Genomic DNA, 26,722 nt, shown 5'->3' on the forward strand with positions numbered 1-26,722 from the left:
GGTAATAACGTATAATTACAGTGGTTACTAAAAATGCACTTGTATGTATTCTATAAAAGGGGACGATGTGTAAATGAAATATAGACGTATTGGTAATAGTGGTGTGAAAATAAGTGAAATTGGTTTAGGTAGTTGGCTTACATATGGAACGGCAGCAGAACAGAAGGCCGCAGATGCGTGCGTAAAAACGGCTTTTGAGAATGGTATCAATTTTTTTGATACTGCAAACGCCTACAATCGTGGGGCTGGAGAAGAAGCGATTGGTGCCGCATTGAAAGGGTATACTCGATCAAGTTATGTGCTCTCATCAAAGGTGTTCTTCCCAATGGGAGATGGACCAAATGACAGAGGATTATCGAGAAAACATATTATCGAACAATGTGATGCCAGTTTAAAACGATTAGGTGTAGATTATCTTGATATCTATTTTTGTCATCGTTTTGACGAGGAAACACCTTTAGAAGAGACATTGCGGGCGTTGGATGATTTAACTTCACAAGGGAAAATACTCTATTCGGCAGTGAGTGAATGGACTGGGGTTCAAATTACTTATGCTAGTGAAATTAGTAATCGTCTACATTTACGGCCGCTTATTTCCAATCAACCTATATATAATATGTTCGAACGCTATATCGAAAAAGAAGTGCTACAAGTTAGTGAGAAAAATGGACTTGGTCAAATCGTCTTTTCACCACTTGCACAAGGAATTTTAACAGGGAAATACAAACCAGGTATGGAACTTCCGAAAGATAGTAGAGCGGCAAATGATAATGTGAATGGAGTTATAAAAAGCTATTTACAAGAGAATGTTCTTTTGGCAGTGCAAGAACTTCAAGGAATTGCAGAAGAGTCTGGGATCTCCTTGTCGCAATTATCTTTAGCTTGGGTTCTTCGTCAACCAAATGTAAGTTCAGCGATTATAGGTGCAAGCAAACCGGATCAAATTGTGGAGAATGTAGAGGCTGTCGAAGTTGACCTATCTCCAGATGTCTTAGAGGAAATAGAACGAGTTTTAAAGAAGGTAGAAGATTTTGCTCCTTTAAGGTAGCGAATATAAACAACGTATACTTGATTAACACCGTGTAATCATTTAAAGTTAATATATAATTTCATGAAAATCCGATCGATCGGGAGAGGTTCTAGCTAATACCCTCTATAAAAAACTAAGGGACTGTTTCTTTCACCATATCCTTAGGGGTATGGTGTTTTTCGTGTTCAGACCTTTTCAAATTACTTAGAGGAGAGTGGAGAAAGTTGAAAAATGAAAAAGCACTGGTCGTCTTTAGCGGGGGCCAAGATAGTACGACATGTTTGTTTTGGGCCATGAAACATTTTAAAGAGGTCGAAACTGTAACGTTTAATTATAATCAGAGACATCAATTGGAAATTGAAGTCGCTCAAAATATTGCCGAGGAATTAGGTGTGAAAAATACAGTGTTAGATATGTCATTGTTAAATCAATTGTCACCAAGTGCATTGACAAGAGAAGATATTGACATTGAAGAAAAAGATGGAGAGCTACCATCAACATTTGTTGAAGGAAGAAATATGTTGTTTTTATCGTTTGCTTCCATATTAGGTAAACAGGTGGGTGCAAATCATATCGTTACAGGAGTATGTGAAACAGATTTTAGTGGCTATCCTGACTGTCGAGATATCTTTGTGAAGTCGATGAATGTCACGTTGAACCTGTCAATGGATCATCCTTTTGTGATTGATACACCGCTGATGTGGTTGGATAAAGCTGAGACTTGGAAACTGGCAGATGAACTAGGCGCATTTGAGTTTGTCCGCAACAAAACATTAACGTGTTACAACGGAATTGTTGCTGATGGTTGCGGAGACTGCCCGGCGTGTGTATTACGAAAAAAAGGGTTGAATACGTATCTAAAAGAAAAGGCTGTTTAAGGTCTACTTCTTTGGCGGGAAGAAGCAAACATCATAAAAATATAACGATAACAAAGCCTAAATGAAAAGAGTGAATTACATGTATGGATTTAAAATTGTCGACAAGCTCGAAAAAATAGATAAAGATATACAAAAAGATCAACTGAAATACCATTCAAAACGTGTGATGGTCAGTAAAGAATTTACATTCGATGCCGCACACCACCTACATTGTTATGAAGGGAAGTGTAAGAATCTGCATGGTCACACGTATAAAGTTATTTTTGCGATTAGTGGATTTGTCGATTCGACAGGTCTGATGATCGACTTTGGGGACATCAAAGAAATTTGGAAGAATGAGATCGAAATTCATCTTGATCACCGTTATATTAATGAAACACTTCCAGCGATGAATACGACAGCAGAAAATATGGTTGTATGGATTTATGAACAAATGGCTGATGCGTTGGTAAGCAAGAAGTCTCTAAGTGAAGAACAAGGGGCGCGCGTTGAGTTTGTGAGATTATTTGAAACCCCTACTAGTTATGCTGAAGCAAGACGGGAGTGGATGGAGATTGAGTAATAACATTCCTGTATTAGAGATATTTGGTCCCACGATTCAAGGTGAAGGAATGGTCATTGGTAAGAAAACGATGTTTGTTCGAACGGCTGGGTGTGATTATTCCTGTGATTGGTGTGATTCTGCTTTTACATGGGACGGCAGTGCAAAAGATGACATTGTTCCAATGACAGCGGATGAGATTTGGCTGCGATTAAACGAATTAGCAAAGGACAACTTTTCTCACGTCACGATCTCAGGCGGTAATCCAGCCTTATTAAAACACCTCGTTCAGCTGATTGATAGATTAAAAGAGTCTCAAATTGATGTGGCTATTGAAACGCAAGGAAGTGTCTGGCAAGACTGGTTTCTTCTTGTCGATGACTTAACGATTTCTCCAAAACCTCCGAGTTCAAAAATGAAAACAGATTATTCCGTATTAGATTCGATTATTTTGAAATTGGTTGAGGGAGATAGACAAGCAAATACAAGTTTAAAAGTTGTTGTATTTAATGACGAAGATTTCAATTATGCGAAGAAGATCACGACTCGGTATCCTCAGATTCCATTTTACTTACAATTAGGAAATAGTGATGTAGGAGCGATTGATAATCAGGAATTGACTGAGCGTTTATTAGAAAAGTATCAGTGGCTGATTAATAAAACTCTCGGTGAGCAAGCGTTAAATGATGCACGAGTTCTTCCACAATTACACACGTTACTTTGGGGGAATAAAAGAGGGGTATAAATAGATTGTAAGCAACAATTTGGTACCTGTATAGCAGGTGCTTTTTTATGGAACCTTTTTAGTTTTTTGACGTAAATAAGTAGATAGAAGTATGGGAGTGATTTTATGTATTCGCAAATTGATGCGCCTCAGAAAAGGTTATCTAAAAACTCAGTCAAAATATGGATGATTAATGAATTTTTCATTAACGTTGTTGGATTCGTAGTTCTAGGAGTTTTATTTTATCTTGATTATTTGTACTCATGGAAAGTGTGGATCGGGTGGTTGCTCATTGCAATAACCGTGTATTCTGTCCTATCTGCTATTTGGGGTATTTTTATCAAACCTTCACTTCTTTATAAAAACTGGCGTTACGATGTAGGAGAAGAGTTTTTGCAACTGAAATCAGGTGCATTTATCGAAGAGCATCACCTCGTTCCGATGACAAAAATACAATCCGTTTCAACGAATCAAGGTCCTATTCTTAGGAAGTATGGTCTGTATTCGCTATCAATTCAAACAATGGGGTCCTCCCACGCCATTCCAAACTTACCGGAAGATATCGCTTTTGATGTGAGAGATCAAATTGCTCATTATGCAAAAATTGAGGAATTGGAATAATGAAAAATGCCAAACGATACCACTCACTCAGTATTTTATTTAATCTATGGGGGCTTGCAAAAACCTCATTTTTCATGGTGATTTATTTATTTATCATTAGATTTGGTTCGGAATCAGCTTTCACTACATATGGACGGATTGCTTTTTATTTATTCGGCGGAATCTCGTTTGTATCGATTATATTGAAGTGGGTAACACATAAATACAAGATTGAAGATCAATCCTTTCATTTATATAAAGGTCGCTTCATAAAAACGAAAATCATTATTCCTTTTTCTAAAATTCAAAATGTAAACCGCAGAACATCATTATTTCATCGTATATTTAAGAAGACGTCTATACGTTTTGAAACGAGTATGGCTGGAAGTGATGATGCCGTAATTTTTAATGTTATATCTTTAAAGGAAGCAGATAGATTAGAAGAGTTGGTAGGGAATTCCACTGCAAAAGATGAGGTGGCGAGTTCAATCTCAGACGTGATGATTATTACGGAAACCTCAGATATAGATAGCAAAGATGAATTGACCAGTACCCGAACGATTCACTTTAATCCAACAAAAAAAGACATTTATAAGGCATCGTTTACATCATTTAGTTTTCTACTTTTGATTCCTGTAGTTGGTTCTATCTATTCGGAAACAAATCAAATTTTCAATATTGGTGAGAGAACAGAAGGGATTATTTCAACTATGATGAGTTCTTGGTGGATTGTTACACTGATTATCGTAGTACTCGTTTTAGTTTCAATTACGTTTGGAATTGTTCGCACATATTTGAAATATGGAAAATATGAAATTTCTTCAGACGATGAACGGATCTATATCAGAAAAGGTGTCATCGATGAAACAAGATTTTCAATAGCAAAAGAAAAGGTACAAGCAATCGAAATTACGCAATCGCCTATGAAGCGGATACTCGGACTTGCAGCTGTAAAGTTGACGAGTGCGGGTAATCTAAATACTGATGATGAGCAACTTGAAATTAACAGCCTTTATCCGTTTTTACCAGTTAAAAAAGCGTATGAACTGATTTCTGAGATGTTACCTTCTTATGAAGTGACAGAAAAAATGAGCCGTCTTCCGAAAAAATCGCTGGCGATTCGCATGTTAAAACCTAGTTGGTTGTGGATAATTTTAACGATGATATTATATTATTTCCAGCCATCAGTTTTTAATTTAGAACAAGCATGGTGGATTCTATCGGGATGTTTCTTACTATTTATTTGTTTATTAAGAGTGCTTGATTTCTTAAATACTAGATACATCTTGAATGATCATTTTATTCAATTAAAAAATGGTAGTCTATCCACTAATTTATTCGTTTCGAAAAGAAGAAAAATTGTTGAAGTAACGGTAACGCGCACCTTTACACAGAAGATACTTGGCCTTTCTTCGATTGGAACAATTAACCGAGCGCAACCAGTCCACCACGCAAGTATTGACGACATACCAGCAGAGCTTGCGGGAAGATTTTATTCATGGTACGTCGAACGTCGAAATGAGATTAAATTAAAATAATTGGAGTATCAAATTTCTAATACTGATAAGGCCAAAATTTTAGTAGGAAAGGGGCGGTTTAATTGACTAGTCAAATAGTAATTATTTTTGTTCTTGTTATCCTTTTACTTATTTGGGTTTTGGTTAAATATAGAAGTACACAACAGATGATCCGTATATCAGATGAAGCTATCTATCCAACGCAAGAAACTGAAATTGTTACTGATAAAGGAAAGGTAGAAAAACTTAGTTTCCATTTGAAAAGTTGGAAAACAAAACGGTGGATGACAATTGGCACAAGTTTATTTATGATCATATTTTTAAGTTTAACGATCATTTTTAATGAAACGATGACATGGTCTTCGTCTCTTATTTTTATTTACCTTCCATTAATGACAATAAACTTATTTGTCGTACCGAGTTTTCTAATTTTATCTAAAGGTATCTATGTCGATGAGCATTATTATGATTGGAAGTATATCAAGGGGTTCAGTGTTTCTAGAATCGGAATCGGACACCATGCTTATGGGATGTTTGATCATGCTGCAAACCATAAAGATATTAAACTATTTTTTGACAAAACGTTGAAACACCATCGATCTATCTACATTCGTAATGATGCTGATGTCGAGGAAGTTCGTCAATTACTTGCGAAATATGAAGTGTCAGAACTTGAAAATGATGCAAACCGTATACAAGTTAAATAGTTTCAGAAATCGCTAACTTTTAATTGTCTAGTCCTATTAACGGGTCTAGATTTATATTGAAACAATCAAGAGAAACCTTTATAATTAATGTCATATTTTAAAAATAGCTGAGAATAGAGGAGTGTAGTTGAGATGAGTAGAAACATAACTGAGCAAAAAGGATATTTTGGTGAATTTGGCGGTAGTTTCATTCCTGAAGATCTTCAAAAAGTAATGAATATCCTTGAAGAAAATTTTGAGCTATACAAGAATGATCCTGAATTTCTTGAAGAATACAACTATTATTTAAAAGAATATGTAGGTAGAGAAAATCCATTAACTTTTGCGGAAAACATCACTGAAGAAGCTGGTGGTGCAAAGATTTATCTTAAACGTGAAGATTTAAATCATACAGGTGCGCATAAGATTAATAACGTTTTGGGACAAATTCTTCTAGCTAAACGAATGGGAGCTAAAAGAATTATTGCTGAAACAGGTGCTGGTCAGCATGGTGTTGCAACGGCAACGGTGTGCGCGATGTTCAAGATGGAATGTATCATTTATATGGGGAAGCTAGACACAGAACGACAATCTCTAAACGTTTTCCGTATGGAATTATTGGGGGCAAAAGTTGTTTCTGTTGATGCAGGGCAAGGTAGACTAAAGGATGCTGTAGATGCAGCGCTACATGATTTAGTAGAGAATTATCAGAACACATTTTATTTGTTAGGGTCTGCGGTAGGCCCGCATCCATTTCCAACTATGGTTAAACACTTTCAATCAATTATAAGTGAAGAATCAAAGCGTCAAATTATAGAAAAAGAAGGTAAGCTCCCTACGGCTGTTGTTGCGTGTGCTGGCGGGGGAAGCAATGCAATTGGATCTTTTGCACATTATATTGATGAGCATGATGTTCGATTGATTGGTGTAGAACCCGCTGAAGCACCAACATTATCAGAGGGTGTACCAGCTGTGATTCATGGGTTTAAATGCCTAACGTTGGTTGATGAAGATGGAAACCCGAAACCAACCTATTCGATTTCAGCTGGTTTAGATTACCCGGGCATTGGTCCTGAGCATAGTTATTTAAAAGTATCGGGCCGTGCGGAATATGTCACAGTTACTGGAGATGAAGCTTTAGAGGCTTTTCAACTTCTATCGAAATTAGAAGGGATTCTCCCTGCATTAGAAAGTGCTCACGCTATTTTCTATGCTGTTAAACTTGCGAAAGAACTGACTCCAGATGATATTATTATTGTTAATTTATCTGGAAGAGGCGATAAGGATGTTGAACAAGTATTTCAATTATTAAATAAATAAGTAAATGAAAGGAGGGCTACTAAACCAAGGTAGTTCTCCTTTTTAATTTGATTGTGTAAAACAAAAATTAAGCTATTCATTTTATGATAATATGTATTTATATTATATGATTCATTTATCTCTTAATCTATGGTAGATAGATTTAGACATCATTTCAATATAAGGGGATGACTTTATGGATACAGTTAAACTTCGCGAGGGGTTATTTAATGATTCACAAGAAAAAGGCAAAGAGTATTTGATATATCTTGATGTAGATCGATTAATTGCACCTTGCTATGAAGCGGCGTTTCAAAAACCGAAAAAAGAACGTTACGGTGGGTGGGAATCAACAGGGATAAGTGGACACTCTATCGGACATTGGCTATCAGCGACGGCGCAAATGTATACGATTACTATGGATAAAAATCTATTAGAAAAATTAGATTATGCAATTGGAGAACTTGCTCACATCCAAAGTTTTGATAAGGATGGTTATGTTAGCGGTTTTCCAAGAACGTGTTATGATAAAGCTTTTTCGGGAGACTTTGAAGTTGAACATTTTAGTTTAGCTGGACAGTGGGTACCTTGGTACAGTTTACACAAGATTTATGCAGGACTAATTGATACTTATAAACTGTTAGGCAATGAAAAAGCGTTAGAGGTTGTCATCAAGCTTGCTGAATGGGCGAATAAAGGCTCAGCAAATATGACGGATGAGCAATTCCAAAAAATGCTGACATGCGAGCACGGTGGAATGAACGAAGCAATGGCTGATCTATATACAATTACTGGGAATAATAATTATTTAGATCTTGCGATACGTTTTTGCCACCGGGCAGTGCTTGATCCATTGTCAAGAGGAGAGGATGATCTAGAAGGAAAACATGCCAACACACAAATACCAAAGGTCATAGGTGCAGCAAAGTTGTATGATATTACTGGTGATGAGACATACAAGAAGATGGTCGTTTATTTTTGGAATCAAGTAACGAGATCACGTTCTTACATCATCGGTGGGAATAGCATAAATGAACATTTTGGTCCAGTTAACGAAGAAAAGCTAGGCGTACAAACGACAGAAACGTGTAATACTTATAATATGTTAAAGTTAACTGAACACATGTTTAAATGGTTTAAAGATGTCGAGCAAATCGATTTTTATGAAAAAGCATTATATAATCATGTTTTAGCATCACAAGATCCTGATTCGGGAATGAAAACATATTTTGTTTCTTCACAGCCAGGTCATTTTAAAATTTATTGTTCTCCTGATAATTCTTTCTGGTGTTGTACAGGAACAGGAATGGAAAATCCAGCTCGTTATTCGCGAGGTATCTACCATGTAAATAATGACGATCTGTATGTGAATTTATTTATTGCCTCTGAAATTAAATTGGAAAATAAACAAGTGAAAGTTGTCCAAAAAACTGATTTTCCAAATACAGACAAGACGACATTAGTTTTTGAAGAGGCTGACAATGATTTCGTAAACCTTCATATTCGTATCCCGTATTGGATTTCAGGAGAAGTTACGGTGGTGGTAAACGGAAAAGAGACTTACTCTCGTTCAGAAAATGGTTATTTAACGATTAAAAATAACTGGAAAGCTGGAGGTACGGTGGAGATTCACCTACCTATGAATCTCCATACGTATGTCGCAAAGGACGATCCGAATAAATTAGGGATCATGTATGGACCCATTGTATTAGCAGGTGCACTAGGAACAGAAGATTTTCCTGAAAGTGATATTCTTGCTGATCATCTGAAGCTAAATAATCATCCGCTAATTCAAGTTCCTACACTTGTAGCAGATAAGGGAAATGTCAATGAATGGATTAAACCTGTTGAGGGTTCGCAATTAACTTTTGAAACAGAGGCAGTAGGTCAACCGGGAAATCAGAAAATTACTCTTATTCCGTTCTTCAATCTTCATCACCAACGATATTCTTTATATTGGAATGTCATGGATGCCGAGGCATTTAAGGTGTTTGTTGACAAAGAACAAGAAGAGATTGAAGCACAAAAAGTGCTGACAGTAGACGAAGTTCAGCCGAATGAGCAGCAACCTGAAGTCGAGCATAACGTGAAAAAAGAAAATTCAACATCTGACTATCTTAGTCTAGTTCAAAGTGGATGGCGTGATGCGAGAGATGGAGGATTCTTCAGTTATGAAATGGCCGTTGAACCAGATAAGCAAATGACGTTAGAGGTCACTTATTTCGGTGATGACCGAAAGATTATTGAAAATGGTAAAGAATATGTTCGTGAATTTGATATAGTAGTCGATGGAAACAAAATTGCAAATCAAACATTAAACGGAAATAGTTCCCCAGTTAGTACTTTTGAGGTACAGTACGACATTCCTTCTGAATTGGTAGAAGGAAAACAAAAAGTTGAGGTGAAATTTCAATCCTCCGAAGGCAAGATCGCTGGCGGTGTTTATGGTGTTAGAATGACAAAACTAAAAAACTAATTGGATCGAAGCGCGAAGGAAAGTTTACTTTCCTTCGTTTTTAATTGTTATATTTAATTTCCACAAAAGTCTAGCGTGCCTTTACGTGAGCTTAACCTTCTTCATTTAATCCATACAATGAAGTAAAAGTTTCTTAACATCTAAGTGTTACGATCAAATCAGTAAGAGACATGAGGAGGTAAAAATGATAATGAATGTACGCGCAATGTTTATCGATATGGATGGAACGCTCTTAACTGCAAATAATGAAATTTCAAAACGAAATACTGAAGCGATTAATATGTTAATTAATCAAGGCGTCAAGGTTTTTCTTGCTACAGGTCGTCAATATGAGATTACTGCGCCTTATCATGCAGCACTTGGTTTACAAACACCAATGATTTGTTTAAATGGCGCGTCAATTCACAATGGTCAAACGGGCAAAGCAATTCAGACAAAGCCAATAAAACTTAATGATGAACATTTACACCTTGTAACTGCTGGAAATCCTTGTAATGTAATTGTTCATACTACATCAGGTGTCTATTGTAAAAGGACGAGTAAAGAAATAGATGAATGGACGAGGGAAGGTCGAATTCCACCATATTATATTGGGGATTTAAGGCAAGCAAATTATCAAAACGTATTAAAGTATAGTATTCGTACAGATTCGCCGAGCTCAGATTTCTCGATGTTGTTTACAGAAGAAATCGATGTGATAGATTGGGATGATGGATTTGAAATGGTTTCTCATGGCGTAAATAAATGGTCGGCAATTAAAGCGGTACTTCGTGCTTATGGGATTCCTAAGGAAGAAGTGGTGACAATTGGAGATGGTCCGAATGATATTGAAATGCTTCGGAATGCCGGGACTGGAGTTGCGATGGGAAATGCTGCACCAATGATTAAATCTGCAGCTGATTTTATTACTAATCATCATCATGAGGATGGAGTTGCCGAATTTATTGAACGGAACTTGATACGTACTTATGCAGTTTAACTAATAAATTGCAAAGGATGAATAAAATTATAAATAAGCAAAACTTGAGCCGAATCGACGATACGATTCGGATTTGTTGTGTTTGTAGGCAGATAGTAATTGAATGGAGAAGTATTATCTGGTATCTTACCTGTAATATCATGTTATCCTAATGATAGATAGTCAATCGAAAGGGGATTTATTCGGAATGAGATATATAAAATCTCAAATGAAACAATTAATAAAAGAAAATGAAGAGTTACAAAAGAGATTACAAGAACTAATGAAGGAGCATGATTTAGAGAAAACCTATGCAATGAAAGCACTGTATCATGCCGAGGTTACAGAGGGTGGAAAGTATCAGTTAGCCTATCAAGCACTTGATACTCCTAAAAAGTAAGTGGAAACTCCGTAACCTACTTTTCCCGCGATAAAGGGAAGGTAATTATATTTAGCTAATTGTAGTGAAGGGTTCTTGATTTGATAAAGTCTTTTTGCGGATAATTTGACTTCCTTTTTTCAAAAAGAAGAAAGCAATTAAAAAAGTTGCAGCTGCTCCATAAAATAAAGCGGGATGTGAAAATACATCCATTAATAAACCTAATAATCCTGGTGCAATAATCGATGATGCCATTGAAAACAAGTAATACAAACCTGTGAAAAATCCAATGCGATTTTTTCCTCCGAGGTCGGCGACTAAAGGGTATGCTTGCACATTAATGAGTGCCCAGGAAATACCTCCAACAAAAAGAGCCAGTTGTAATAAGGTAACTTCGTTGATCCCAGGAATGATGGAGCTAAGCAATGGAAGTGAAGGTATTGATATAAATATAAGTGGTAATAGAACCAATCCAATGAGCATGATTGGTACTTTACCGAGTTTGCTGCCAAGAAGACCTGCAGGTAAAGCAAAGATAACAAATGCTAAGCTGAAAAATCCGAGTGTAAATCCTGCTGTACTTGCGTCCATATGCAAATATTCAACAGCATAAACGGTAAATTGTGCTTCCAATCCAGCATACCCGATAAAATATAAGAAAATAGCGATGAGGATTAATAGATGGCCTCTGAAATCAGGTTTTTTCAGTTGTGCAAATCCGTGTAAAAAAGATCTCGAAGCTTGCGTTTCTTCTAATTCATCCGTTGAACTACCGACATACGGGGGCTTTCGATCAACAGCAAAATAGAGAAAAATGAAAGATAGAAACAAGAGTAATCCTGCGACGATAAACGGATAGCCACGGTCGATACCGAACAGATTGGATAATCCAAATAACGCGATTAGAGCCCCAATTCCGCCCATAAGATTGATGATCCCGTTAGCGGTCGACCGTTTTTCTGAAGGCGTGTGGTCAGGCATCAAGGCGATTACAGGGGCACGATAAATCGTCATTGCTAACAAGAACACAATATCGACAATAAGTAATACCCATAAAGTGATGGTTGCTCCATATGGGATAAGAATAAAAAATAAAGCGGCAACAGGCATACCCACGACAATGAACGGAAGTCTATTTCCAATTCGTGTATCTACTTTGTCAGACCAAGCCCCAATGATTGGAATGAGAATGACGGCGAGCAGATTGTCTAGTCCCATGATCGCACCACGGATTGCTCTACTTTCAATATAATCTCCGAGAATCAAAGGCATGTAGGCATTATAAAATGTCCACACAAGTGTTAGCGCAAAGAACCCGGTACCAATCGCAAAGATTTTACCGTAAGAAAAGGGCTTGTCTTCCATCATTTGTATTCCTCCTCATATTTGGGGCTAATGAATAGTTCATATTTAAGAAAAATGTAATCCTATGTTTTAAAGAGGGTACACTATTCGTTTTTGACCGTACCCCGAATGCGAATCGCTTTTTCTGGCCAATCGGTTATGATAGCGTCAAACCTCATTTTAATTAGCTCGTGAATATGGGCATCTTCATTGACTGTAAAAGGACGAACAGGCATGCCTGCTTGACTAGCTCCTTGAAGGAGTTCAGGAACAGCAACTGGTAGATAACAATGCAAGGCACTTGCGCCAATGCTCTTCGCATAATTCCACGGTTCAAATAATCCTTCCATAAATAATATCGCCGTTTCTATCGTAGGATCTAATCGGTGGAATTCTACAAGACTGTAATGATTAAACGACGAAATGATAATACGGTCTTTTAAATTGTATTTTGTGATGAGTTCTAATACGATGGCTTCTATTCCTGGATAGCGAATAAGTCCGCTTTTTAGCTCAATATTTAAAAATAACGTGTTGTTAAATGCCCATTGGAATAATTCTTCTAATGAAGGGATCGTAGTCTCATTGAATGAAGAATTAAACCAACTTCCAGCATCAAGAAGTTTCAACTCTTCATATGAATAGTCCTTAACCCAGCCGTCCCCGTTCGTTGTCCGATTTACTGTTTCATCGTGAATAACAACTGGGATTCCGTCTTTCGTTAATTGTACATCACATTCGATCCCTTCAACCCCCGTGTTTAAAGCTTCTTCAAATGACACGATCGTGTTTTCAGGATGTGTCCCAGCAGACCCTCTATGGGCAAAAATTAGTGTGTTGGAAGCCATTTTGTTCTCCTCTTCATAGATAGATTAATTACCTACACTTCATATACGGTTCTAATAGCCTGTTATCCTTTATTAATTTCAACATTTACAAAAAATTAATATTAAGAAAAGGAAAATTCACTAATTAAAAAAGCATGACTTTAAGTATTATGAAGCGCACTTGAAGTCATGCGGAGATATAATTGTATCGTTCGTATTCTCAAACTGAATATAGTTATTTTAACAAGTAAGTATTACTGAATTTTTCATACAAAGGTCTTCTATTTTTACTAAATGACATGATATAAGTCGGAAACAAAATAATTTTAAATAACTCTCTTTTTATGTACATTGCTTTCGTTACATCTTGCTCGTATTCATCTGCTACGGTCAAGTTAGTAAAAAGCATGCCGAATGTCTGCCGTTTAAACAAAGGGTAGATATATTGAATAAATATAAAAGTGACACCCAAAATTACCCAATTGATTAATAATAAGTGAAATTCATTCTCGAATATGTATGCTCGAGTTCTTTGAGGGTCGCCAATAAATGGACTTTCCGTGGAAACCATCATCCACAATGTTGTCACTTGTCCTACCACAAACAGTACGATAGCTATGGCTACAAGATCATAAAATAATGCGAGCAGCCTGATGTATGGCCCTGCTCTTCTTCCTTTAGCCACCGGCTCAGCTAAGTTCTCTTCTTCTTGTGCTTGATCCATCATATTTCCTCCTATTCTTGGCATTAAAAAAATAACCGTTTAAGTGAATTAATGGAAATAATTACATCCTATGTTACCATGATTTAGATATTTTCGGAAGTATCATTCTAATTGAATTAATATGTCCGCGGAAGGAAACCTGCCTCAAGATATTGTAAATTAAGCTGTCGTTTGGTAAAGTAAACAAATATAAGAGGTGGCTATTATGTTTATAACTTTACAAATTTCCTGTTTATCACAACTACATCATCATAGTTATTAGCTTTGCTATTCGATTTTAAAATCGTATGTAGGAAAGCTATTTATCTTGAACCGCATTTGATTAAGTTTAACGACTTAGATCACGTGCGGTTTTTTTTGTTTCTATTTTAGTGTTGCCTTAGTTTTTAAAATTATGGAGGGTGAATAAAATGAAAAAAATGGACTATCAAAATGTCAAAGGGACACAAGATTTTTTGCCGGAATCAGAAGTGATTCGAAGAAAAGTAAAACGAACGCTGGAAGATGTTTTCATTCAGTATGGATGTGAACCACTAGAGTCACCGATTTTGAATTATAAGTCGTTACTATCTTCGAAATATGGTGGAGGAGCTGAAATACTTGAGGAAATGTACTCATTATCAGATAGGGGAGAAAGAGAGCTCGCATTGCGGTATGATTTAACGATTCCATTTGCAAAAGTTGTCGCAATGAATCCAGGATTGAAAATGCCATTCAAAAGGTATGAAATTGGAAAAGTATTTCGCGATGGCCCAATTAATACAGGAAGACTTCGAGAGTTTACCCAATGTGACGTAGACATTGTTGGTGTAGAATCACAAATGGCTGAAGCGGAATTAATGATAATGGCGCTCGATGCATTTGAAAAACTGGATATGGATGTGACGATTCAATTTAATAATCGAAAATTGTTATTAGGTATGTTGGAACTCTTTAAAACCCCTGTAACTAAAACAAGTGATGTTGTTTTAGTTCTAGATAAATTAAATAAAATTGGTCTAAAAGGTGTCATGTCGGAACTTGCGGAAAAAGGATTACCTAGAGAAACAATCGAATCAATAAATTCCTTTTTAACTGAGTCAATTTCATAATGCATTTTCTGAATAAAGTCAGAAGCGCAGAATATCAAAAGTACTCTTTTAAAAAATCGTCACTTTAAAAGCTAGTGTTGATAGTTGAAAACTTACTCGCTTGCCGCAGGCAATGCTTCAGCTAATCGGGGGAAACCGCCCCGATGGATCTTCAGCTATTGCTTTTCCTGCAGGCGTCTCACAGATTTTCAACATCAACGATCAAAAATTTTGTATACCTTTAAGCAGCTTTCTGTCCTTGGCTTCTCTTTGTTTTCAGTCGTAATCCTGCGAGTTTCATGGCATTGTAAACAAGTGTAGTAAAGTCAAAATGAACTTTCGCTCTTTCTCCTGTTCGGTATCGTATATTGTTTAGTTGAAATTGTTCTTTTAGATACGCAATCACTCGTTCAGAGGAACTTCGTTCTTTATAGATCGTCTTCCATGATTCAGTACCTCTTGCTGGAGCACTATATTTCCGCAAGTCTGTATCCATTTTTATCTTAAAGACCTTTTGACATAGCGAGTCATGAGCGAGTGGACACTCTCCACATTCTTTTGGTTGGGTAAATTTTAATGTTTGGTACTTCTTATCAAAGCTGTCATATCGGTAAGAATGTTCTCTCACACAGGTTGGGGCAAAGTGTTTATCAAAGCCAAGTGGCTCCGGTTCATTCCGCTTATTATAAGCTATAATCGAATAGCCTTTCATCCGATGAACCTGTTCATAGATAGCTGGATAATCATAGCCAGCATCCATCGTCACGTGTTTCATCTGAAAATGAGGAAAATGCGTTTGAATGCCCTTTAATAACGGAATCGCAGCTTTACCATCATTTAAGTTACCGCTAGACATGAGAGATTCGAGAATAAATTGACTCTTTGTTTCAACGGCGATATGACCCTTGAAGCCATACCAAAAAACATTTTTACCGTCACTGTTCTTTTTGATGCCCCATTCTGGACCGAGAGGGATCTCATCTTCAAGGTTGTCAAAAGGTATGTCCAATTGATCTTCGATTTTCTTTTTATAAACCGGAAGAGAAGATTCAAATTCTTCTTTTTCTTTGAGCCATGCCGATTGTTCTTCCTTGTTTTTACGGCCGCGTTTTTTCGGCTCGGGTTTCGGTGTATCATCTTTCTTTTCTTTGGAAGGGGCTTTATCTTTCGCTTCGATATGTGTCGCATCAATGGCCACATTGAAGTCCGAAATATACCCATCATCTATAGCTTCATGGACGAGTTGATGGTTGATATCTTTCAGTACAGAAGAAGCTTTAATCTCACTTACCATGCGGGAGTAAGAAGCTTCCGAAGGAATTGCGTCTGCCACACCAAATCCGCAATCTCTTTTAAACTGAATGTCATCTTTCAGGCGTTTAACTAAGAGTTTTACTTCACTAATTCTTTCCACATAACGAATGATCAACGATTGGATCATCGCTGGATAATTCAGCTTTACAGGGCGACCCAAACGTGATTTTTTGAGCACCATGAGTACAATAGGACCGGTGGTCAGTGTTGAAAATAACTCATCGTAACGTTGGGTAGGTTCTAAATCGTATAAAACATCTATACTTAGTAGGCTCTCTTGTCGTAAAATGGACATAGGAGTCTTCCCTCCAGTCAAATTAGTTTGTTCGCTACTTACTAAATTCGACAGTTGGGGAGGTACTCCTTTTTTTGTCTCTTAAATCTCTTGGGTCACAAGGGCTCTGAATTATGAAATTGACTCAACTGAAAAAGATAATACAAATTTAAAATACTTTGAACAGTTTGCCGAGCAAAACAAACTTGTTGCTGAGGGGCTGAATGAATTGAATGAGTTAACAATGTATTTGGAGTATTTAGGTGTTGAAGTAAAGTGCCTTTTTAACCCTTTCTTAGCGCGAGGTTTAGAGATATACACAGGGTCGATATATGAGATTTTTTTAACTGATCAATCGATAAAGTCTAGTATAGGAAGTGGCGGTAGATATGATAATGCGATTGGAGGAATGATTGGTACGAATGAAAATTTCTCTACTGTTGGTATTTCATTTGGGCTTGACGTTATCTATACTGCGTTACCGAAAAATAGTGACAATAATAAATTGAAGTTAGAACCAGACATTGATTATTATGTGGTTCCGATGAATACAGAAAAAGAGTCATTGGCCGTAGCAAGGTTTTATAGAAGCTTAGGATATACTGTTGAGATAGAGATGAGTGGGAAAAAGTTAAGAAAAGTTTTAGACAGAGCAAACAAGAAAAATATAACGTTCGTTATTATCATTGGAGACGAGGAAGTCAAAAGAAATCAAGTTAAAATTAAAGATATGAACCTCGGGAAGGAATGGTATGAGGACTTTAGATTCAACTCTCTTGAGTAAGATAATTTGTAAGAAAAGGAGACCCAGATCATAAATCTGGGTCTCCTTATTAATCAAGTCTTATATAACTCTAAAAGTTTTCGACGAGTATTAGGTCCGTATATGCCATCGACTTCATGTGGGAGATAAATTTGTTGAAATCGTCTAATGGCAGCAGCGGTTTTTGGTCCATAGATTCCGTCAATCCCTTTGTTTTTTATAGATAGATTTGGGTGGAACCCAAGACTAGCAAGCGCTTCTTGGACAACTTTCACTCCAGTTCCAGATGGATACGGGGGAGTTGCTTGATAAATAGTAGCAGGAAGACTATTTATCCGAGAAGCTAAAGTTTTATCAAGTGCTTTCGCTGATTGTACACCGAATATACCGTCAACACCAATATTAGCTTTATTTTGAAAAAGGCGAAGTGCCATTTCCGATTCCTCCCCAAAATGTCCATCCGTACCGTATTTTGGTAGGTCAAACCCTGCACATATCAACCTTTCCTGCAATTCTTTTACGTTATCTCCTTTGTCCCCTTTACGAAGGATAGCTGTATGTTTAGTTGAGGTTGAGGATTTTTTAATTGCAGTATCCATTTCCCATGAAGTCACATAGACAGAGACATCATTTAAAAATGTGGGCCAAGAAATACCATTTGGTTCTAGCCAACTTTGGGGATCTCTTCGTCGATTTGGATCTTCAAAACGGTGAGCGGTGATTCGTTGTTTTGGATTCCACTTATTTTCTACACACACTTTTGCCCAAGCCCAAACATAACGATCATAAGCTTGGGCAAAAGACCCTGTACGGCATAGACTTATTGCAATGGAATTGTCATTTGCGTTTCCAAGACCTAGTGTTTGACGATCGAGGTCTCGACGAACATGGAGTGCTATTTCATCGTTAGGAATCAGTTGAACAATTTTCTGACTATCTACGAGTTGATGATAAGAAGCTTGAACACTTTGAAACTGGAAATAGTTCACATGTGCCATGGCATCGGCCGTATTATTGGCGGTCTCATGCGCAACACCAAACTGGCGACTTTGAAGTTTCCTACGGGATCGGTTTTTCGTGTTACAGATGAGGTGTTGCACGATTTTGTATTTGTTTTTTAGAAGCATTTTATTTCCTCCTATTTTATACAAAAAATACAGAAGACTCTGAAAAAAGTAGGAGATGTCAAAACGATGGTCGCCAAGGTAGGGATCCTTTACGTATATTATTAAAAAATTGGCGGAGATTAACTAAAAGCATTACTTTAAGGAATGCATATAAAAAAACGATTGTCATTACTTCGCTTAGGGATAGGAGATGTTTCCGTATGTGGAATGCGATTTTCTGGGGGACGCTAGCTGCATCTGCTACGATGTTAGGATCCATATTGGCACTAAAAATTTCAATGCCAAAAAGAGTCATTGGCTATATTATGGCATTAGGGACAGGAGCATTAATCGGCGCAACTACATATGAATTACTAGAAGACTCTTTGGAAATTAGCGGATTCAAAGAAGTGGCGATTGGATTTTTAGGTGGCGCGTTACTATTCACGATATTAGATTATTTGATCTCACATAAAGGAGGCGGACATGAAAGAAAAGGTTCAGACCGAGCTGATAATCATACAGTTTCTGACCATACTCAATCTTCTTCAGAGAATGTCGGTAAAACTTCAGGTATGGGAATTTTTATTGGAACGGTGATGGACACTTTGCCCGAGTCAGCGATGATCGGGTTGAGTCTCGTTGGAGGAGGATCCGTAAGTTTGGCCCTCGTTGTATCAGTGTTTATCAGTAATATTCCAGAAGGGCTCTCTAGTACAGTTGGGCTAAGAGAAAGCGGGTTTTCAAAAAAGAAAATTATTGTCATGTGGGGATTCGTTGTCTTCTTCTCTGCATTGAGTTCTTTAGCTGGAGCGACGCTGTTAGAAAAAGCTTCTGATAGCATTAAAGCGATTGTTAGTTGCTTTGCTGCTGGTGCGATTATTGCCATGATTGCTTCAACCATGATGCCAGAGGCTTATAAAGAAGGAGGTCCAACTGTTGGTTTTGTTACATCGATTGGAGTATTTATTGCTTTATGGCTTCATCATTTATAATTGGTGTTTTCTTGTCTGAAACTAACGTAAATATTTTATGGTATGATAAGTTTTAAATGATTGTTTAGGAGTGCAATATTTATGATTGAAAATGATGTAGAATATATGACCTCAGCATACCGAATTTTATATGAAATAGAAACGATATTAAAAGCGAATATCCAATCGACATTATATAAAAAATACAGTGTAAACTGGGATAGAGCACCAGAGTTGAAAACGCCATTAGATCAAATGTTCTTCTTTGATACAGTGTCTTTTTATTATCAAAGCCCTTTGTGTAAAGGAATTTTCACGGACCAGGAAATAAAACAGTTATATTTATTAAGACCTGTTAGAAATGATGTCGCCCATATGATTGTTTTATCAGATAAACAATTTCAATTACTTAACAATTGTCGTGAACTCGTGAAGCGTATTGAAAAAAATTTAGACTGAATTAAGTCATTTTCAAATGATAATAGATTAGTTAAATGTAAGTATAAACATATAAGGATGGTGAATATAGCCACTTTATTTTACGTTTATCGAGGTTATACCCCTTGAAGAAGAATTTTAATTAACTAGCAGATTAATTTAAATAATAAAGTTGAAAATACGCGCTGTGTGACACAGATTAATGAAAAATGCTACGATATAATCAATTACTGAGGAAACCTAAAAAAAGGAATTGTAAATAAGTGAAGATAGAAGGGGTAAAAGTGGAAACGAAAGAGGTTGAAGAGGTAACAGATAGAAATCGGAAATTTATCGTAATCGTATTATTAGCCGGTGGGTTTGTAGCAATTTTAAATCAGACATTAATGGCGATTGCTGTACCCCATGTAATGCAGGATTTTAACATTACTGAAAATACAGCACAGTGGATTACTACAATTTTTTTACTAGTAAATGGAGTTATGATCCCTATTACGGCCTTTTTAATTGAGACTTTTACAACGAGAAAATTATTTATAACGGCCATGTCATTGTTTGCAGTAGGAACAGTCATTTGTGGCATATCTCCTACGTTTGCGGTACTTATTGTTGGACGGGTCGTTCAAGCCAGTGGAGCAGGAATTGTACTTCCATTGATGATGACGTTATTTTTAACTATTTTTCCAGTTGAAAAACGCGGTGCAGCTATGGGTTTAGTTGGTTTAGTTATTTCATTTGCTCCTGCAATTGGCCCGACTATATCTGGATATATCGTCGAAAATCATCCGTGGAGAAGTATGTTTTTTGTGATTCTTCCTATTATTATTATCGATATAATTCTTTCTTATTTTATGCTGAAGAATGTAACTAAAAGAACGTTTCCAAAGGTTGATTTTTTATCGATTGCTCTTTCCACGATTGGTTTCGGTGGATTATTATATGGCTTTAGTAGTGCAGGAAACTATGGATGGCAAAGTGTATTAGTATTAGGTTCAATAATTATAGGGGCGATCTCCCTTACTTTCTTTATCCTTAGACAATTCAAACTGAAGGAACCGATCCTTGAATTTAGAGTTTTTAAAGATAGGACATTCACTTTGACAACGATTATAGGTGTTTTTGTATTCATTGGCTTAGTTGGAGCGCAAACGATACTGCCGATTTATATGCAAAATATGGCTGGATTTACTGCTTTAGAATCAGGATTGATGATTTTACCAGGAGCTCTGTTAATGGGGTTAATGTCACCGATTACTGGTCGTATATTTGATAAAATAGGAGCGAGAAAATTAGCTATTACAGGATTGACGTTAATGACGATTACGACTTTTATGTTTACGAATCTAACCGAAACCACGACTTTTACGTATTTAACAATTGTGTTTGCAATTCGAATGGTTGGAATGTCGATGGTTATGATGCCCGTGACAACTGCCGGACTAAATCAATTACCGCTTCGATTAATCCCGCATGGTACTGCAATGAATAATACAATGCGGCAAGTTGCTGCATCCATCGGAACGGCAATTCTTGTTACGGTCATGACCACAACGGCGCTTAATACAGGAGATAATGCAGGGGCTAGCGATTTAATTCATGGAGTGAACATTGCTTTTTGGGTTGCGACAATTTTAATACTAATTGGACTAATCATGTCGTTTTTTATTAAAAAAACAACCCCTGCCGAAGAAAGAGCTGCTAAAGATAGTGAAAATGTATAAAATCACCGGTTATTATAAGAAAATACACTGACCTTACTTTGTTCATTTTATGTGAGGTATTAAATTTGATTTAAATAAATGATACTAACAATTGATAGAGGGAGAGTGAAGTAATTGTTCCTATGAAAGCACCTACGATACAATCTGATGGAAAATGAAGACCAAGGTACACCCTAGAAACGGCGACTATTGATGCCAGTGGTAATAATATAAAAGACAAGATAGGTACGTGCAGAGAAAATATCACTGCTACTGAAAAAGCAGCGGTAGTGTGGCCAGATGGAAAAGAAAAGTCATGAAGAGGAGCACTAAGTAATTGAGCATTTGGTGTCGAATCATATGGTCTTTTGCGGCAAAATTTAATTTTAATAAAGTGAACTATTAAGTGGCTTAAAGTTAATGAAATGAGGGCGGTAATTGCGCTAAATCTGTTCGAGAGGTTCGTAAAAAAAATAATGAAAGCAAGTAAGCTCAATGTAAAGGTTGCACCTCCTAAATGAGTTAATTTAGGTAAGGTTAAATCTAAAATATTGCAGCGAAACTGTCGATTTACATATAGAAAAATACTCATATCGTATTTCATGAGGATGTCTCCCATTCTGTTCACATTTATCTCCTCCATTTTCATGTATCTTTCGTTCAATCATAATTGACAAATATTAAGAGAGTGTTAGATAAATGTTAGGTTTCATGCAAAAATGTTAAGATAGCTTAACGGAATTTTTAAATTATCTAATAAGAATAAAACAGCTCCCGGTCCGAATGAATTTTGGAGTGGGAGCTGTATTTATGTTTATAGATAAAAATTGGATTAATACTATTAAAATCTACCAACACTTCTGGAAACTTGATCGATTTCCGCCATGTCTTGTTCTGATAATTTAAATTTCAGTGTTCCAATGTTCTGTTCTGCATGATGAAGTTTCGAAGCGCCTGGAATAGCGACAACAGTTTCGCCATGGTAGTGAATTAACCAATTTAATGCGACTTGTGTTTGACTTACTTGATACTTATTAGAGACTTTTTCTAATAAATCGTTTAAGGGTTTTGTTCTTTCTAGTCCTGAGGCCTTGAATAGGGAACTGTACTTTCTTGGTCCACTAATATTTTTTATTAATTCTGGATTTTTATGGAATTTACCAGATAATATACCTTGTTCTAATGGAGAATACGCTATAATTGTTATTCCTAATTCTTTTGCTGCTGCTAATACCCCGTTATTTTCTATTCTTCGATCTAATAGGCTGTATTTTACTTGATTTGATGCAAGGGAATATCCTGCTGATGTCAGAACTTGATGAGCTTCTCTCATTTTAGATTCGTTGAAATTGCTGACACCAACATTTTTTATTTTATCCGACTCGATTAATTCAATCATTGCTTTCATCTCAGCTTTTACACTTGATAATGAGAACGGCTGGTGGATTTGATACAAATCAATCGTTCTACCATTTAATGCATGCTGTCGTTTATCAATAGTATTTGTAATCGAGCGACTCCCCCGTAGAAGTGGCCACCATTTCGTAGCTATCAATGCATCTTTTTCTTCAACATCAAGGTTGTTTAGGGCCTCAGCCAAAGCCATTTCTGATTGCCCTTTGCCGTAAACCTCAGCTGTATCAAACCAATTAATGCCTCCTTCAAGACTTAACTTAACGATTTTATCAATATCATCCTGTTTCATTTCAGGCCAAAATCCTCCAACCATACCTTCTCCCTTGCTAAATTGCCAACAACCTAAGCCTAAAGCTGAGATTCTCAAATTCGAGTTACCTAATTGTCGTAATGGGTTAGTTGCATTTATTACCATAAAATTCTCTCCTTTTTCATTGATCCTCTATTTTAAGGTGCTATACAAAGTATAACGTAAATTAGAAAGAAGAGTCTTGTTACAAGTCTTCACTCTAGCCATCTAATACTTAAGTGAAATTAGAGAAACATTGATTGAATTTAGAAAATGAACCGTAAATATGTTTGCTGTATTGTCACTGTGTGCATATAACTAATGTAACAATTATATTGCATATATTCCCAATATTTCATGAGTTTTTACATACTTGAAAAGAAAGCGATTAACTTATATGTGATTGTTAGAATGTTATTGATTCTTTAATACAACTAAAGTAATGTTACTGTTTGTTGGTAGTAAAAATCATAATGTTTCCTTTATTAAAGAAAATTGATTAGAAGTCGGGGGTTTGCAGAAATGGTGAAAAAGTTTTGGCGTGACCGTTCTATTGGTGGGAAATATGCAGTTGTTTTTTCAGTTGTGATGTTAACGTTTGTTGTGTCACTGGCTATTACATATTGGCTGCTTTCAAATACGAGTGAGTCTATTCAAGAAACAAAAAGTAAAAATGATATGGTAATTGAAGTATCAGAGTTGATGTCACTGTACCAAGAAAAATATTTAAATATTCCTGAGTATATTATCATTGAAAGCGATGATCGATTGGTAGATTATCTTTCGCTAAGTGAAAGATTTGTTGAAACTGCAAGGAAGTTACGTGGGAATATAGAAACAGATGATCAATTATTAGTGTTTCAACAGATTATCGACAATAACCATGCACTAGATGAATATTATTTTAGTGAAATTGTTCCTAATGTGCAACAAATTAATACAGATACTTTCACTGAGCTACAAGCAAATGCAAATGAACTGAAAAATGACACGATGGAATTAGGGGATTCTTTGATGGAGAGTGCTGTAACTTCCAATACGACTTCGATTGAAGAGGCTCAAAATAAAATTACTTTAACAATCCTTATTCTGATTCTGTCTGTGATTGTCTCTATCATTATCTCAACATCACTTTTATTCTTCATAAGTAGAAACATTAGAGTTAATCTAGCAAAGGTTGTAGAGACAAGTGATCAAATTGCAAAAGGGAACTTGAATGTGGCTAAACTTGACGATGATAGTAAAGATGAAATTGGCCTCTTGTCGAAATCGGTCAATGATATGCGAGCGAGTTTGAAGAATATCATAGTTGAAGTATCCGCGTTAGCGAATTCTGTTGATCAACAAGTTCAAACTATTTCTTCTACTTCTGATGAAGTGAAAGAAGGAAGTGAGCAAGTATCACTTACGATCGAAGAACTTGCAACAGGTGCAACAAATCAAGCAAATGAAGCAACGAGCATTTCTGAACGTACCCAAGATCTAAATTCTAAAATAATCAGCTTAAATGAAAATGGGGAGAAATTAGCTATATTCTCTAAAGATGTTCTGGTGGTTTCTATTGATGGGGATTCACAAATGAAAGAATCCGTGGAACAGATGACAAAAATTAATATGATGGTGGATCAATCGGTTAAGAAAATTAATCACCTAGAGCAACAAACGAATTCAATATCAAAATTTGTAACGGTAATTCGTTCTATAGCGGAACAAACAAATTTACTTGCACTTAATGCGTCAATTGAGGCTGCTCGCGCTGGTGAGTCGGGTAAAGGTTTTGCAGTAGTCGCGGACGAAGTAAGGAAGCTTGCAGAAGATGTAACGACATCTGTTGAAAGTATTACTGAGATTGTTGATTCAATTAAAGTGGAAACAGAGGAAATGGTGACTACTCTAACAAATGGATCGGAAGAAGTAACTAAGGGGACAGAAAAGATTGAAACTTCAGGAGAATTTTTCTCGGAAATCAAAGAAAAAGTCTCTATGATGGTTGAACGAGTGAACGATGTTTCTACTTCACTATCTTCTTTTGAAAAAACAAGTGAAGAAATAAATTATTCTGTCGAGCAGATTGCTGCTATTTCAGAACAATCAGCAGCAGGATCTGAAGAAATTTCAGCATCAGTAAACGATCAACAATTTTCTATTAATCAAGTATCCAGTGGTGCGAGTGAACTCACTCAAATGGTTGAAAGAATGAATGCGTTAATTCAACATTTTCAGATTGATGATGAAACGTCAGATAAACATGATTTAGAAAAATCACTAAAGAGAAAAAGAAAGGAGGACATGTAATGAAGAGGTTATCTACTAAAACAAATGTACTAACAACGACATTATCTATAATGCTTTTGGTAGTTTTGGGAGCGTGTAGCCAGCAAGAGTCATCAAATAATGTTGCAGAAATATCTGGTGAAAAATTACGTTCTAATCCAGAGGCAATCTATGTCGGTTTCGCAATTGATACTTTGAGAGAAGAACGTTGGTACCGTGACAAAGAAGCATTTGAGGGAGCTGTTAATGAACTTGGTGGAGAAGTGAAAACGTTAGCCGCAAATGGTAATCAAGACGTGCAAATACAACAAGTCCAGCTTTTAATAAATGAAGGGATCGATGTTCTTGTAGTAGTTCCTACGGATTCAGATGGTTCGAGTGAGATTGTCACTCTTGCCCATGAAGCAGGGATTGAAGTGATCTCCTATGATAGACTTATTAGAGGCGCAGATCTTGATTATTACTTATCTTTTGATAATGTGAAAGTTGGAGAACTTCAGGCTCAGGAACTGGTGAATCGCGTAGATGAAGGTATTTTTGCCTATGTAGGTGGAGCGGAGTCAGATAATAATGCTCTTCTTTTTCGTGAAGGAGCAATGAATATACTTGAGCCTTATATTGAATCAGGGTCAATAGAGCTTGCTTATGATAGTTATACATCTGGTTGGGATCCTGTTATTGCAAGAGACGAATTACGATCTTTTCTGGAATCTAGCTCAATTGAACTTGATGCTGTTGTTGCAGCAAATGACGGTACGGCAGGTGGAGTCATAGAAGCTTTAGGAATTCGAGCGGGAGGTACTGAAGTTTCTGGGCAGGATGCGGAACTAGAAGGTATTAAACGTATACTCGATGGGACACAAACGATGACGGTATATAAATCAATTGAATCAATTGCTAACAGTGCTGCTGAATTGGCTATTGATGTGGCTAATGGAAATCCGGTTTCTACCGATACAACAATTGACAACGGAGAAGGAGAAGTTCCATCGATACTTTTAGAACCAATAGCTGTCACAGCAGATAATATTGCTGAAACGATTATTGCAGAAGGACATCTTACTGAAGAAGAAATCTATGACAACTAAATAAGATTTATTGAAAAAAACCAATCTTACAGA

At 36.5% G+C, this 26,722-nt stretch carries 24 protein-coding genes, 1 pseudogene and 1 riboswitch; of the genes and pseudogenes, 18 read left to right on the forward strand and 7 right to left on the reverse strand.

The features are described 5' to 3' along the window. Positions 1–73: 73 nt before the first annotated feature. From ACM26V_RS05395 to ACM26V_RS05445, 11 genes are all read left to right on the forward strand, one after another. On the forward strand, positions 74–1,048 hold the full coding sequence (locus ACM26V_RS05395) for an aldo/keto reductase family protein (RefSeq protein ID WP_416150411.1): 975 nt from the start codon (positions 74–76) through the stop codon (positions 1,046–1,048). Positions 1,049–1,127: 79 nt separating this feature from the next. Beyond that, positions 1,128–1,173: riboswitch (PreQ1 riboswitch) on the forward strand. An 81-nt stretch (positions 1,174–1,254) separates the two neighbouring features. Further along, complete coding sequence (gene queC, locus ACM26V_RS05400) at positions 1,255–1,908, forward strand: 7-cyano-7-deazaguanine synthase QueC (RefSeq protein ID WP_416150412.1); 654 nt, start codon at positions 1,255–1,257, stop codon at positions 1,906–1,908. 79 nt (positions 1,909–1,987) lie between these two features. After that, complete coding sequence (queD, locus tag ACM26V_RS05405; protein ID WP_416151794.1) at positions 1,988–2,470, forward strand: 6-carboxytetrahydropterin synthase QueD; 483 nt, start codon at positions 1,988–1,990, stop codon at positions 2,468–2,470. Continuing rightward, complete coding sequence (gene queE / locus ACM26V_RS05410) at positions 2,463–3,194, forward strand: 7-carboxy-7-deazaguanine synthase QueE (RefSeq protein ID WP_416150413.1); 732 nt, start codon at positions 2,463–2,465, stop codon at positions 3,192–3,194. Before queD ends, queE begins: the two co-directional genes overlap by 8 nt. A gap of 105 nt (positions 3,195–3,299) precedes the next feature. Next, a complete protein-coding gene (locus tag ACM26V_RS05415) occupies positions 3,300–3,794 on the forward strand; it encodes a PH domain-containing protein (RefSeq protein WP_416150414.1) in 495 nt (164 codons plus the stop codon). Continuing rightward, entirely contained in the window at positions 3,794–5,311 is a 1,518-nt protein-coding gene (locus tag ACM26V_RS05420; protein ID WP_416150415.1) for a PH domain-containing protein, read from the forward strand. Before ACM26V_RS05415 ends, ACM26V_RS05420 begins: the two co-directional genes overlap by 1 nt. Positions 5,312–5,373: 62 nt before the next feature. Next, positions 5,374–5,997, forward strand: coding sequence for a hypothetical protein (locus ACM26V_RS05425; RefSeq protein ID WP_416150416.1), 624 nt, complete (start codon positions 5,374–5,376; stop codon positions 5,995–5,997). Positions 5,998–6,129: 132 nt separating this feature from the next. Next, complete coding sequence (gene trpB, locus ACM26V_RS05430) at positions 6,130–7,296, forward strand: tryptophan synthase subunit beta (protein WP_416150417.1); 1,167 nt, start codon at positions 6,130–6,132, stop codon at positions 7,294–7,296. 175 nt (positions 7,297–7,471) lie between these two features. Continuing rightward, positions 7,472–9,751, forward strand: coding sequence for a beta-L-arabinofuranosidase domain-containing protein (locus ACM26V_RS05435; protein WP_416150418.1), 2,280 nt, complete (start codon positions 7,472–7,474; stop codon positions 9,749–9,751). A gap of 184 nt (positions 9,752–9,935) precedes the next feature. Continuing rightward, on the forward strand, positions 9,936–10,730 hold the full coding sequence (locus ACM26V_RS05440; RefSeq protein WP_416150419.1) for an HAD family hydrolase: 795 nt from the start codon (positions 9,936–9,938) through the stop codon (positions 10,728–10,730). A 187-nt stretch (positions 10,731–10,917) separates the two neighbouring features. Continuing rightward, positions 10,918–11,109: a hypothetical protein gene (locus ACM26V_RS05445; RefSeq protein WP_416150420.1), complete on the forward strand. Its 192-nt coding sequence runs from the start codon at positions 10,918–10,920 to the stop codon at positions 11,107–11,109. Positions 11,110–11,160: 51 nt separating this feature from the next. Here ACM26V_RS05445 and ACM26V_RS05450 read toward each other — a convergent pair whose 3' ends face one another. The 3 genes from ACM26V_RS05450 to ACM26V_RS05460 form a co-directional block, all read right to left on the reverse strand. Further along, entirely contained in the window at positions 11,161–12,456 is a 1,296-nt protein-coding gene (locus tag ACM26V_RS05450) for an MFS transporter (protein ID WP_416150421.1), read from the reverse strand. Between the two features lie 80 nt (positions 12,457–12,536). Further along, entirely contained in the window at positions 12,537–13,280 is a 744-nt protein-coding gene (locus ACM26V_RS05455) for a glycerophosphodiester phosphodiesterase (RefSeq protein WP_416150422.1), read from the reverse strand. Positions 13,281–13,494: 214 nt separating this feature from the next. Beyond that, a complete protein-coding gene (locus ACM26V_RS05460; RefSeq protein ID WP_416150423.1) occupies positions 13,495–13,986 on the reverse strand; it encodes an RDD family protein in 492 nt (163 codons plus the stop codon). A 407-nt stretch (positions 13,987–14,393) separates the two neighbouring features. Here ACM26V_RS05460 and ACM26V_RS05465 point away from each other — a divergent pair. Then, a pseudogene (locus ACM26V_RS05465) lies at positions 14,394–15,056 on the forward strand (ATP phosphoribosyltransferase regulatory subunit); the annotation flags it as partial. Between the two features lie 238 nt (positions 15,057–15,294). Here the strand turns inward: ACM26V_RS05465 and ACM26V_RS05470 are convergent. After that, positions 15,295–16,662 carry a transposase gene (locus tag ACM26V_RS05470; RefSeq protein WP_416150424.1) on the reverse strand — a complete coding sequence of 456 codons (1,368 nt, stop codon included), beginning with the start codon at positions 16,660–16,662 and terminating at the stop codon, positions 15,295–15,297. Between the two features lie 118 nt (positions 16,663–16,780). Between ACM26V_RS05470 and ACM26V_RS05475 the strand changes: the two genes are divergently transcribed. Continuing rightward, positions 16,781–17,425: an ATP phosphoribosyltransferase regulatory subunit gene (locus ACM26V_RS05475; protein WP_416151795.1), complete on the forward strand. Its 645-nt coding sequence runs from the start codon at positions 16,781–16,783 to the stop codon at positions 17,423–17,425. A gap of 53 nt (positions 17,426–17,478) precedes the next feature. On the opposite strand, the gene ACM26V_RS05480 is transcribed toward ACM26V_RS05475, so the two are convergent. Beyond that, positions 17,479–18,531 carry an N-acetylmuramoyl-L-alanine amidase gene (locus ACM26V_RS05480; protein WP_416150425.1) on the reverse strand — a complete coding sequence of 351 codons (1,053 nt, stop codon included), beginning with the start codon at positions 18,529–18,531 and terminating at the stop codon, positions 17,479–17,481. A gap of 200 nt (positions 18,532–18,731) precedes the next feature. Between ACM26V_RS05480 and ACM26V_RS05485 the strand changes: the two genes are divergently transcribed. The 3 genes from ACM26V_RS05485 to ACM26V_RS05495 all read left to right on the forward strand — a co-directional run bounded on the left by ACM26V_RS05485 (position 18,732) and on the right by ACM26V_RS05495 (position 21,643). After that, the gene (locus ACM26V_RS05485) at positions 18,732–19,505 is read left to right on the forward strand and encodes a ZIP family metal transporter (RefSeq protein WP_416150426.1); all 774 of its coding nucleotides are present in this window, start codon (positions 18,732–18,734) and stop codon (positions 19,503–19,505) included. Between the two features lie 81 nt (positions 19,506–19,586). Next, positions 19,587–19,943, forward strand: coding sequence for a hypothetical protein (locus ACM26V_RS05490; RefSeq protein WP_416150427.1), 357 nt, complete (start codon positions 19,587–19,589; stop codon positions 19,941–19,943). 263 nt (positions 19,944–20,206) lie between these two features. Next, positions 20,207–21,643, forward strand: a complete 1,437-nt coding sequence (locus tag ACM26V_RS05495) for an MDR family MFS transporter (protein WP_416150428.1) — start codon at positions 20,207–20,209, stop codon at positions 21,641–21,643. A gap of 70 nt (positions 21,644–21,713) precedes the next feature. Here the strand turns inward: ACM26V_RS05495 and ACM26V_RS05500 are convergent, their stop codons facing one another. Together ACM26V_RS05500 and ACM26V_RS05505 are read right to left on the reverse strand one after the other, a co-directional pair. Then, the gene (locus tag ACM26V_RS05500) at positions 21,714–22,241 is read right to left on the reverse strand and encodes a phosphatase PAP2 family protein (RefSeq protein WP_416151796.1); all 528 of its coding nucleotides are present in this window, start codon (positions 22,239–22,241) and stop codon (positions 21,714–21,716) included. A 222-nt stretch (positions 22,242–22,463) separates the two neighbouring features. After that, complete coding sequence (locus ACM26V_RS05505; protein ID WP_416150429.1) at positions 22,464–23,453, reverse strand: aldo/keto reductase; 990 nt, start codon at positions 23,451–23,453, stop codon at positions 22,464–22,466. Positions 23,454–23,849: 396 nt separating this feature from the next. Here ACM26V_RS05505 and ACM26V_RS05510 point away from each other — a divergent pair, with 396 nt between their 5' ends. Both ACM26V_RS05510 and ACM26V_RS05515 read left to right on the forward strand, forming a co-directional pair. Then, positions 23,850–25,622, forward strand: a complete 1,773-nt coding sequence (locus tag ACM26V_RS05510; protein WP_416150430.1) for a methyl-accepting chemotaxis protein — start codon at positions 23,850–23,852, stop codon at positions 25,620–25,622. Next, the gene (locus tag ACM26V_RS05515; RefSeq protein WP_416150431.1) at positions 25,622–26,689 is read left to right on the forward strand and encodes a sugar ABC transporter substrate-binding protein; all 1,068 of its coding nucleotides are present in this window, start codon (positions 25,622–25,624) and stop codon (positions 26,687–26,689) included. Before ACM26V_RS05510 ends, ACM26V_RS05515 begins: the two co-directional genes overlap by 1 nt. The last annotated feature ends 33 nt before the right edge of the window (positions 26,690–26,722 follow it).

The sequence above is a fragment of the Salipaludibacillus sp. HK11 genome, from assembly GCF_047795645.1.
Classification (GTDB): Bacteria; Bacillota; Bacilli; order Bacillales; family Salisediminibacteriaceae; genus Salipaludibacillus.

Coding starts and splice junctions, on each gene's coding strand:
- ACM26V_RS05490 (WP_416150427.1), top strand. CDS start 19,587: ATGATTGAAAATGATGTAGAATATATGACCTCAGCATACCGAATTTTA.
- ACM26V_RS05420 (WP_416150415.1), top strand. CDS start 3,794: ATGAAAAATGCCAAACGATACCACTCACTCAGTATTTTATTTAATCTA.
- ACM26V_RS05485 (WP_416150426.1), top strand. CDS start 18,732: ATGTGGAATGCGATTTTCTGGGGGACGCTAGCTGCATCTGCTACGATG.
- ACM26V_RS05395 (WP_416150411.1), top strand. CDS start 74: ATGAAATATAGACGTATTGGTAATAGTGGTGTGAAAATAAGTGAAATT.
- ACM26V_RS05435 (WP_416150418.1), top strand. CDS start 7,472: ATGGATACAGTTAAACTTCGCGAGGGGTTATTTAATGATTCACAAGAA.
- ACM26V_RS05460 (WP_416150423.1), bottom strand. CDS start 13,986: ATGATGGATCAAGCACAAGAAGAAGAGAACTTAGCTGAGCCGGTGGCT.
- ACM26V_RS05470 (WP_416150424.1), bottom strand. CDS start 16,662: ATGTCCATTTTACGACAAGAGAGCCTACTAAGTATAGATGTTTTATAC.
- ACM26V_RS05445 (WP_416150420.1), top strand. CDS start 10,918: ATGAGATATATAAAATCTCAAATGAAACAATTAATAAAAGAAAATGAA.
- ACM26V_RS05515 (WP_416150431.1), top strand. CDS start 25,622: ATGAAGAGGTTATCTACTAAAACAAATGTACTAACAACGACATTATCT.
- trpB (WP_416150417.1), top strand. CDS start 6,130: ATGAGTAGAAACATAACTGAGCAAAAAGGATATTTTGGTGAATTTGGC.
- queD (WP_416151794.1), top strand. CDS start 1,988: ATGTATGGATTTAAAATTGTCGACAAGCTCGAAAAAATAGATAAAGAT.
- ACM26V_RS05455 (WP_416150422.1), bottom strand. CDS start 13,280: ATGGCTTCCAACACACTAATTTTTGCCCATAGAGGGTCTGCTGGGACA.
- ACM26V_RS05510 (WP_416150430.1), top strand. CDS start 23,850: ATGGTGAAAAAGTTTTGGCGTGACCGTTCTATTGGTGGGAAATATGCA.
- ACM26V_RS05440 (WP_416150419.1), top strand. CDS start 9,936: ATGATAATGAATGTACGCGCAATGTTTATCGATATGGATGGAACGCTC.
- ACM26V_RS05505 (WP_416150429.1), bottom strand. CDS start 23,453: ATGGTAATAAATGCAACTAACCCATTACGACAATTAGGTAACTCGAAT.
- ACM26V_RS05450 (WP_416150421.1), bottom strand. CDS start 12,456: ATGATGGAAGACAAGCCCTTTTCTTACGGTAAAATCTTTGCGATTGGT.
- ACM26V_RS05415 (WP_416150414.1), top strand. CDS start 3,300: ATGTATTCGCAAATTGATGCGCCTCAGAAAAGGTTATCTAAAAACTCA.
- ACM26V_RS05480 (WP_416150425.1), bottom strand. CDS start 18,531: ATGCTTCTAAAAAACAAATACAAAATCGTGCAACACCTCATCTGTAAC.
- ACM26V_RS05500 (WP_416151796.1), bottom strand. CDS start 22,241: ATGGGAGACATCCTCATGAAATACGATATGAGTATTTTTCTATATGTA.